General features: G+C 63.5%; 8 protein-coding genes and 1 pseudogene. 5 read left to right on the plus strand and 4 right to left on the minus strand.

The window, feature by feature from the left end:
- Positions 1-26: 26 nt before the first annotated feature.
- Positions 27-947 (minus strand): LysR family transcriptional regulator, encoded by a 921-nt coding sequence (locus tag ACFQPB_RS21830; protein WP_382228013.1) that lies wholly within the window; start codon positions 945-947, stop codon positions 27-29.
- A gap of 148 nt (positions 948-1,095) precedes the next feature.
- A complete protein-coding gene (locus tag ACFQPB_RS21835; protein ID WP_382228015.1) occupies positions 1,096-2,046 on the minus strand; it encodes an IS110 family transposase in 951 nt (316 codons plus the stop codon).
- A gap of 231 nt (positions 2,047-2,277) precedes the next feature.
- Between ACFQPB_RS21835 and ACFQPB_RS21840 the strand changes: the two genes are divergently transcribed.
- From ACFQPB_RS21840 to ACFQPB_RS21860, 5 genes are all read left to right on the plus strand, one after another.
- A complete protein-coding gene (locus ACFQPB_RS21840; protein ID WP_382228018.1) occupies positions 2,278-3,873 on the plus strand; it encodes a class I adenylate-forming enzyme family protein in 1,596 nt (531 codons plus the stop codon).
- 172 nt (positions 3,874-4,045) lie between these two features.
- Positions 4,046-4,450: a Zn-ribbon domain-containing OB-fold protein gene (locus ACFQPB_RS21845; RefSeq protein WP_382228021.1), complete on the plus strand. Its 405-nt coding sequence runs from the start codon at positions 4,046-4,048 to the stop codon at positions 4,448-4,450.
- Positions 4,447-5,595, plus strand: a complete 1,149-nt coding sequence (locus ACFQPB_RS21850; protein WP_382228023.1) for a thiolase family protein — start codon at positions 4,447-4,449, stop codon at positions 5,593-5,595. The genes ACFQPB_RS21845 and ACFQPB_RS21850 overlap by 4 nt, the downstream gene beginning before the upstream one ends.
- A 125-nt stretch (positions 5,596-5,720) precedes the next feature.
- Positions 5,721-5,939 carry an enoyl-CoA hydratase-related protein gene (locus tag ACFQPB_RS21855; protein ID WP_382228026.1) on the plus strand — a complete coding sequence of 73 codons (219 nt, stop codon included), beginning with the start codon at positions 5,721-5,723 and terminating at the stop codon, positions 5,937-5,939.
- Positions 5,940-6,092: 153 nt separating this feature from the next.
- Positions 6,093-6,314 (plus strand): hypothetical protein, encoded by a 222-nt coding sequence (locus tag ACFQPB_RS21860; RefSeq protein ID WP_382228029.1) that lies wholly within the window; start codon positions 6,093-6,095, stop codon positions 6,312-6,314.
- A 562-nt stretch (positions 6,315-6,876) separates the two neighbouring features.
- On the opposite strand, the gene istB is transcribed toward ACFQPB_RS21860, so the two are convergent.
- Together istB and ACFQPB_RS21870 are read right to left on the minus strand one after the other, a co-directional pair.
- Positions 6,877-7,710, minus strand: a complete 834-nt coding sequence (gene istB / locus ACFQPB_RS21865; RefSeq protein WP_382228032.1) for an IS21-like element helper ATPase IstB — start codon at positions 7,708-7,710, stop codon at positions 6,877-6,879.
- Positions 7,707-8,552, minus strand: a pseudogene (locus tag ACFQPB_RS21870) (Mu transposase domain-containing protein); the annotation flags it as partial. The gene istB and the pseudogene ACFQPB_RS21870, both read right to left, overlap by 4 nt.
- Between the last annotated feature and the right edge of the window lie 121 nt (positions 8,553-8,673).

The following is an 8,673-nucleotide window of genomic DNA, read 5'->3' on the forward strand; positions in this document are numbered from 1 at the left end:
GAGAAAAAACCCTCTGCCATTGTGGTTCATTTTTGCGGCGATGCCGGACGTGCCCACCAATCGGGGCCGAACTGGCCCTGCAACCACTCAATGAACTGGCTGACCTTGGCCGGCACCAGCTTGGGCGAGGGGTAGACGGCGTGGACTTCCTGCTGCGGCAGGTGCCACGCATCCAACACGGTGTGCAGGGCGCCGCTGTCAATCGATTCCTGCGCCACATAGCGGGGCAAGGCGGCCACCCCAAAGCCGGCCCGCGCCGCCGACAACAGCATGGACAGGTTGTTGGAGCGCAGGCGCCCCCGCACCGCCACCGAGGCGGCCCGCCCCTGCGGGCCATTGAAATGCCAGCGCGCGTCGCCTTGCACCGTGCTGTAGATCAGCGCGTCGTGCGAGGCCAGGTCTTTGGGGGTGCGCGGCGTGCCGTGCTGGCGCAGGTAGTCGTGTGACGCCACCACCACCCACGGGTTGAGGCCAAGGTGCCGCGAGCCCAGGGTGGAGTCGGCCAGGCGACCCATGCGGATGGCCACATCCACACCCTGCTCCACCAGGTCCACATAACGGTCGTCGCAACTCAGGTCCACCTGCAAGCCGGGGTTCAGGCGCATGAACTGCATCACCAGCGGCGCCATCACGCGCCGGCCAAAGGCCACCGAGGTGCTGATGCGCAAAGCCCCCTGCACCTGGGTTTGCAGCAGCGCGGCCACCGAGGCGGCCTCGTCCACGTGGTGCAGGATGAGCTTGCACTTTTCGCAGTAGAGCAGCCCAATTTCGGTGGGGGTCACACCCCGCGTGGAACGGTGCAAGAGGCGCGCGCCCAGTTGGGTCTCCATGCGGCGCACCTGCTTGGTGGCGGCGGGCTGGCCCATGCCCAACTCGGCCGCAGCCTTGCTGAAGGAGCCGAGGTCCACCACCCGAACGAACAAACGCATGGCCTGGATGTTTTCCATGGAGACACAGGTTAAACGCTGACAGTGCGCGCCTGGTATTCCACCACGGAATAAACCAAATGCGCGGCGCACGCCTTCCGAACCGGGCCGCTTGTGGCGACGATTCGCCTCAACCCACAACCCCTCAGCAACCATCTTGATGACCACCTCACTGAGCTTCAGCGAAATCGTTGCGCCAAGGCGACTTGGTGCGAGCGATGGCATTCAAGATGACCAGCAACTTGTGCATGCAAGCCACCAGTGCGACCTTCTTGGGCTTGCCGGCGGCCAACAGCTTGGCGTAGAAGGCTTTGAGCACCGGGTTGTAGCGTGTTCCCACCAGGGCGGCCACGTACAGCACCCGACGCACATCAGCGCGACCGCCAAAGATGTGACGTTGCCCGCGCAAGGTGCCCGAATCACGGTTGATGGGGGCCAGGCCCACCAGGGACGTGATCTGTTTGCGGTTGAGCCGTCCGAGCTCGGGCAACTGCGCCAGCAGCGTGCTGGCCGTGGTCGGGCCCACGCCTTTGACAGAGGTCAGCAAGGCCGCCAGATCGGCGTGGTGAGCCAGGACAAGTTCTTTGAGTTGACCGTCCACGTCACGCAGTTGCGCAGCGATGGCATCCATGATGCTCAGGATGCTGGGCTTGGCTTTGGGATGGGCCAGCGCCAGACGCTGGCGCTCGGCCACCAACATGGTCACAAGCTGGCGCCGGCGCACCACCAGGGCACTGAGCTCACGTTGCTGCTCGTCGGCCAACGCGCGCGGTTCGTGCCCCTGGGCGTCGAGCAGGGAGGCAAAGCCACGCAAGGCCTGCGCGTCGATGCGGTCGGTCTTGGCCAGCCTGCCCATGCAACGCGCAAAGTCGCGTGCCTGACGCGGATTGATCACAGATACGCGCAAGCCCGCGCCCGCCAGTGCCAACGCGAGTTCCTGCTCATAGCCGCCGGTGGCTTCGAGCAAAACCAGGCGCGGGGCCAGTGGCACCAGCAATTGGCAAAGCTGGGCGTGGCCACTTTCGTCGTTGCTCAGACCCAAGGTCTGCACTTGGCCCGAGACAGCCACTTCAAAGCTGCTCTTGGCCACATCGATACCTACGTAAACAGGTTCACTCATAGCAGTTCTCCGGCTCCCAGCCTTATGAATACGAAATGTGTTCGATCAACCATTCGGGATGCAGCAGAACAAAGAGACCACCACCGTGCGCCCTGGGCTGAGATTCGAGTTCGGGCTCGCAGGAGACACAGGCTGCACGGTGGCGAGTCAACCAGTTCAGCAATCAAGGCAACCAACCACACCTTGACCACTGAAGTTTCTACGTTTTGAAAGATATAAGGAGACTATTCCATGAAAATGAACTTTTGCCGCGTCATGCGCCTGATGACGATGCGCTTTAGCGACCGGCAAGCGATCGTCAATGTGGAGCGTGGTCGCAGCTACAGCTACCACGACTACCACCTGTTGACCAACCGCATCGCCGATGCGCTCCAGAATGCGCTCGCTATCGGCAAAGGCGACAAGTTCCTGCTCATCCTGGAAAACGACAACCTGAGCCTGATGACGCTGCCGACCGTCCTCAAGCAGGAGGGCACGGTGGTCATGACCAACCTGCGGGACGCGCCGGAAGAGCATGCGCGTCAGGTCGAACTGGTCAAGCCGAAGGTCGTATTCATTGAAACGCGCCTGCTCGATGGCTACTACGCGATGCTGCGCGCGGCCGGGTGTGAGATCGTCGTCATGGACGATCCGACGCCGGAACAGGCCGCGTGCCCCGGCGTGCATGCATTCTGGAACCTGGTCGACACTGCCTCCGAACTCGACATCGACGACGTGGAGCTTGACGACGACGAGCACATCTTCATGTTGCGCTTCACCGGCGGCACAACTGGCCAGGGCAAATGCGCGATGTACTCGATCGCCAATCTGATGGCTTGCCGCGACAGCGGATTCGGCAACCCGGATCTCGGCTTCAACGGCCACACACGCATGCTGCACGTGGCGCCGCTCTCGCATGGCACGCTGATCCCTTTCATACCGACTTTCTATGCCGGCGGCACCAACATTACGCTCAATCAGCTCGATCTCGAGCAATGGCGACAAACGGTCGAACAGCAGCGCGTTACGCATTCTTTCCTCGTGCCAACCGTTCTGTACCGTCTGCTCGAACTGCAGCGCGCTAACCCACGAGATTTTTCTTCGCTGAACACCGTGATCTACGGCGCCTCCCCGATGAGTCCCGCCAAGCTCGAAGACTTGATCACATGCTTCGGCCCCATCTTCGCACAAGCCTACGCCGCCACCGAAGTTCCAATGTTCGTGTCGGCGCTCGACAAGGCCGAGCACGAGACCGCCCGTACGAGTGGCGGCGGCATCAAGCACCTGTCTTCGGCTGGCCGGCCGACACCGGGCGTCGAAGTCTTTGTCACCGATGAGCAGGGCAAACCGCTGCCAACCGGCCAATGCGGCGAAATCCGCATCCGCAGCCGAGGCATCATCAAGGGCTATTACAACAATGCGGAAACGACGGCCGCCGAGATTGCCGACGGGGCGTGGAAGTCGGGCGACCTCGGCTACATCGACGAGGACGGCTATCTGTACATCGTCGACCGTTTGAAGGACATGATCATCAGCGGCGGCTTCAACGTCTATGCGATTGAAGTTGAAGCGGCGCTGGCCTCCCATCCGGCCGTCGTAATGTCCGCTGTGGTCGGCATTCCGAATCCGGAGTGGGGTGAGACCGTGCATGCGGAAGTGGTGCTGCGTCCCGGTGCCTCGGTCGAGGCTACCGAACTGATCGCGCACGCCAAGGAAAAGCTTGGCGGCTACAAGGCCCCGAAGTCGATCGTGTTCGTCGATCAATTGCCGACCTCGGCGGTCGGCAAGGTGTTACGGCGCGCGGTCAAGGAAAAGTACTGGCAAAACATGCAGCGCAAGGTCAGCTAGCAGCCCCATTTCAGATGCAAGCAGGAATCCACTTATGCCCATTCCCTCCGCCCCCAACAAGAACCTTAAATTCACGGCTGCAGCGATGCAAGAGAAAAGGCACACCGCGACAGCGCGCCGATGTGCAGGGCACTCGCCCCAGCGAACAAACAGATACTGAAGAGGAGACACGATGCAGACTGCGGAATCCCGCTCGCCCGAAACACAAGGGGCACCATTCCTGGCCGTCCTGCGCTGCGGCGCATGCGGCAAGTTGACCTACCCCGCTTCCGCCTATGGCTGCCAGTACTGTGGCGCCGAACCCGAACGCGGCATGGTGGAACAGGTGCCCTCACTGGGCACGCTGCGTAACTATGTGACCGTGCATGCGCCGCTGGTGCGCGACATGCCGCCGCCGTTCGTCGTCGGCGAGGTCGAGTTTGCGGAAGGCATGCGCGAAGAAGTGCTGCTCGACGTGACCAGCGAATCGGAACTGGCTCCGGGTATGACGGTGATGGGCGTGATCCGCACTGATGCCGCGTGCAGCGACCGCTATCCGCTGTGCTTCGCACCCGCAAGCCAGGAGGTGCAACAATGAACCGCCTGCTTCAGCAAACCCCCGTTTACGTCGTCGGTATTGGGCTACATCCGTACCAGTTCGCGTCGGATATCCCTTATGTCGGCCTTGGCCTGCGCGCGATGCGCGAGGCGCTGGCGGACGCTGCCATTGCCTGGCCGGAGGTGCAAAGCGCCTACGTGGGGACGTCGGCGATCGGCATGGCGACCGGGCGCGTCATGTTCCGCCACTTAGGCTCCACCGGCCTCGCCGTGACGCAGGTGGAAAGCGCCTCGGCCTCGGGCAGCTCGGCGTTCCGCCAGGCATGCCTGGAGGTGGCGAGCGGCGTCTCGGACGTGGTGGTGGCAATGGGAGTGGACAAGTTCGGCGATGGCCGCATGGCTGCCGACAAGGACGGCCTGCCGCACCTTGCACCGACCGCGACAATGCCACTCGTGACGTTCGCGCTGATGGCACATGAATACCTGCGCCAGCACGGCCTAAAGCCCGAAGCGATGGCACGCGTCGCGGTCAAGAATCACGGCAATGCGGCGCTGAACCCGTATGCACAGTTTCGCAAGCCTCGCACGCTCGAGCAGGTCATGGCCTCGCCGAAGGTGGTGGGCGACCTGACAGTGCAGCAGTGCTGCCCGCAAGGCGACGGCGCCGCCGCCGTGATCGTGGCGTCGGAGGCGGCGATCAGGCGGCTCGGCCTGGACAAGCGCCGCGCCGTGCGCGTGCTGGCATCGGTGGCGAACAGCGAGGAGCTTGAGCACGGGGAATCGTCGGCAGTCGTCGACATGGTGCGCAAGTCTACGGCGATGGCGTACGAGCAGGCCGGAATCGGCCCACACGACCTGAACCTTGTGGAGTTGCACGAGGCCTTCTCGATCGAGGAGCTGGTCTACACCGAAGCCATGGACCTGTGCGCGCCCGGAGAAGGCGCGGCGTGGCTCGAACGCGGCGCTTCGGCCATTGGCGGCCAATGCGCGGTCAATGCGTCGGGCGGCCTGCTCGGCATGGGTCATCCGGTCGGACCGACCGGAATCGGGCAGATCGCCGAGATCACGCGCCAGATTCGCGGCGAAGCACACGGCCGGCAACAGCCAGGCGCGCGCCTGGGGCTGGCTCACATGATCGGGCTCGGCTCGGTGGCCTTTGCACACGTCCTGGCGGCGGCGCACTGACCCCGTGGGCTCGCCAGCCGCGCGTGCGGCCGGCGACCCCCCGCGCAGACATCGGCGCGAACATCATTCCAAGCAAGGAGACATCGATGTAGTTCGAAACCCTGTTATACGAAGTGATCGAGGGCATGGTCATCATCCGGTTGAACCGCCCGGAGTGGATGAACACACTCGGCGGCACCATGAAGCCGGATCTCGCCAAGGCATTCTTCGAGCTGGCCCGGGACGACGCCAGCGTTCGCTGCGTGGTGCTGACCGGCACCGGCGACAAGGCGTTCTGCGCCGGTGCGGACATCAAGGAGCGCGCAGGCGGCACGGCCCACCCCGCCGATTACCACGTCACGTAGCAACGGACGCACGAGTTGTTCCGCGGCATCGAGGAATTCGAGAAGCCCGTGATCGCCGCCATCAACGGCGTAGCTCTCGGCACGTGATGCTCTGGCGCAGCCGGGTGTGGCGCTGGCACGCGCCACACCCAACCATCCGACCAAGGAGAACCGATGAGTCCGGCAGCACCCGGCCACGCGGCCGAACGCATTTTCCAGACGCGCTTGGCCGCGCTGCTGGATAGCCTACGAACCGGCGCCGCCACCTCCCACATCCGCGGCAAGATAGCCATCCCAATCCGATTTGCGCTGCTCTTTCGCCACGCGCACGCCTTCGATGGCCTCGGGGGCGGATTGGCGTTGCGAACACCGTCGAAGCCCGCCCGTCTCCTGTGATCGATCGTCGAGCTGTTCTGCAATGCAGCCAGGGCGGCCAGCAGGCTGACATCGATATGCATGGGGGCTTGCTGCCGGGATCCGCGCGAGCCGCCAAGGTGAAATAATCAGAGCGCATTTCCGACGTGATGAACGTCTTCTTGCCGATGACGACATAGCGGTGATAGTCGTTACTTACGCGAGTACCAACCGTCCGCGTTAGCTCAGATATCTGCCTCTCGATTTAGTCTTTCGGCTGTCTCCAAAGGGTCGTTCTGAGACCCTCGCCCCACCCCGCAAATCGGTGATGAACCCAAAAAAAGCCGTCCCGAGGGACGGCCATCAAATTGCGGATGGAGACACCGCTGAAGAAATCTCAGAATAGGGCGCCTTTCAAGCTGCTCGTGCAATGCGTTCCTGAATCGCCTTTCGCGACTTCCTTGGCTTACGCCTGGCCAGGATAAGAAGTGTGACCAGCACGAAGACGGCCGTTACCATTTTCAGGTCCGACTGTTGATTTCCGCGCAATTCTGACCCCGGTTTTTCATCCAATATTGACCCCACCTGTTTGGGTGTAGCCGGGCTACGCGTCTGTGGATAAGTCTACTGTTGGTGCGTTCGTTTCTCCTTTCTCAATGACTTCCGGCAGGGCCGTCCTGGGCGGCCTTTTCTGAACGGTCTTGGGTGCTGCGCTGGAATGCTTGAACCGCCAGCTCTCGTTGCCGGTCTCCACGATGTGGCAGTGGTGGGTCAGCCGGTCGAGCAGTGCGGTGGTCATCTTGGCGTCGCCAAATACCTGACTCCATTCCCCGAAGCTAAGGTTGGTGGTGATCAGCACGCTGGTTCTCTCGTAGAGCTTGGAGAGCAGGTGGAACAGCAGCGCTCCACCAGTCTGGCTGAACGGCAGGTAGCCCAGCTCATCCAGGATCACCAGGTCCATGTAGACCAGCCGGTGAGCCAGCTGTCCGGCCTTGCCCTGGCTCTTCTCCAGCTCAAGCGCGTTGACCAGCTCCACGGTCGAGAAGAAGCGCACCCGCTTGCCGTGCCGCTGGATCGCCTCGATCCCGATGGCCGTGGCCAGGTGTGTCTTGCCGGTGCCCGGACCGCCGATGAGCACCACGTTGTGCGCGGCCTCGATGAACGCGCCGCCGTGCAGCGTGCGCACCAGTGCCTCGTCCACACTGGCCTGACTGAACTCGAAGCCGGCCAGGTCACGGTGGGCAGGGAAGCGGGCTGCGCCCATCTGGTACGCCATGGAACGCACCGAACGCTCGGCCTGCTCGGCCCGCAGCAGCTGACTCAGGAAGGCTTCAGGAGTGAAGTCGGTGTGCCGCGCCTGCGCCGCCACCTCGGGGTAGTTGGCGGCCATGCCGTGCAGCTTCAGGGCCTTGAGGGCGCCGATGATCTCCTGGCTCATGCGCGCGCTCCCAGTGCGTCATCGTCGCCGACCGAGCGAAGCCGGTCGTAGCGCTGCACGTTGGCCTGCGGCGCCACCGTCAGGGTCAGCGGCGTCCTGGCCGCCGCCACCTCTGCCTGGCTACCGGCCTTCAGGCGCGCGAGCACGTTGAGCACGTGCTCGCCGCTGGGCTTGCCGCTCTGGAGCGCCAGTTCGGCGGCCACCAGCACCGGCTCCAGACCGTGCACCGGCACGGCCGCCAGCACCTGGGCCATCACCCGGTCTCCGCCCTCGTGGCGCAGCAGGATGGCCTGCAGCTTCTTCAGCGGCTCGGGCAGGGTCTCGAAGGGTGCGCCGTTGCGCAAGGCTCCGGGCTTGCGTTCGATCAGGCTCACGTAGTGGCGCCAGTCGTAGAAGGTCTGGCTACGCTCGAAGCTGCGCACATGACTGGCGATGCGGGCGTTCTCGGCCACCACATCAATGCGTTCGGGATACAGGCGCAGGCTGACCACCTCGTGGGCGTGCTCGGTGGGCACGCTGTAGCGGTTGCGCTGAAGGTGCACCAGCGCCGTGCTGGAGACACGCGCCAGCACCTCGATGTAGCCGTCAAACGGCCGGGGGGTGGGCATCAGGCGCTGCTGCTCGTCCTGCAGCACGTCGGCCACCTTCAGCGTCGGCCACTCAGGGTGGTTGAGTTCGGCCCAGGCAGCGCGGCACTCGCCCTCCAGCCACGTATTGAGCGCCTGCATGTTGGGCCAGCGCTGCTTGGTCGCCTTGTGCCAGATGCTGATGCGCCGGTCGCGCACGTTCTTCTCGACGATGCCCTTCTCCCAGCCGCTGGCGACGTTGCAGAACTCGGGGTCTCCTCGTTTTCAGTGCAATAAGTGACGGTACGCAAAGCTAGCACTGGCGCGGGGGTGGTCTGGGTAGACCGTTGATTTCATTGACTTTCCTGTTCGCTTTGTAAACGGGTATGGTGGCCTC

The sequence above is a fragment of the Hydrogenophaga atypica genome (assembly GCF_042665215.1).
Taxonomy (GTDB): Bacteria; Pseudomonadota; Gammaproteobacteria; order Burkholderiales; family Burkholderiaceae_C; genus Hydrogenophaga; species Hydrogenophaga defluvii_A.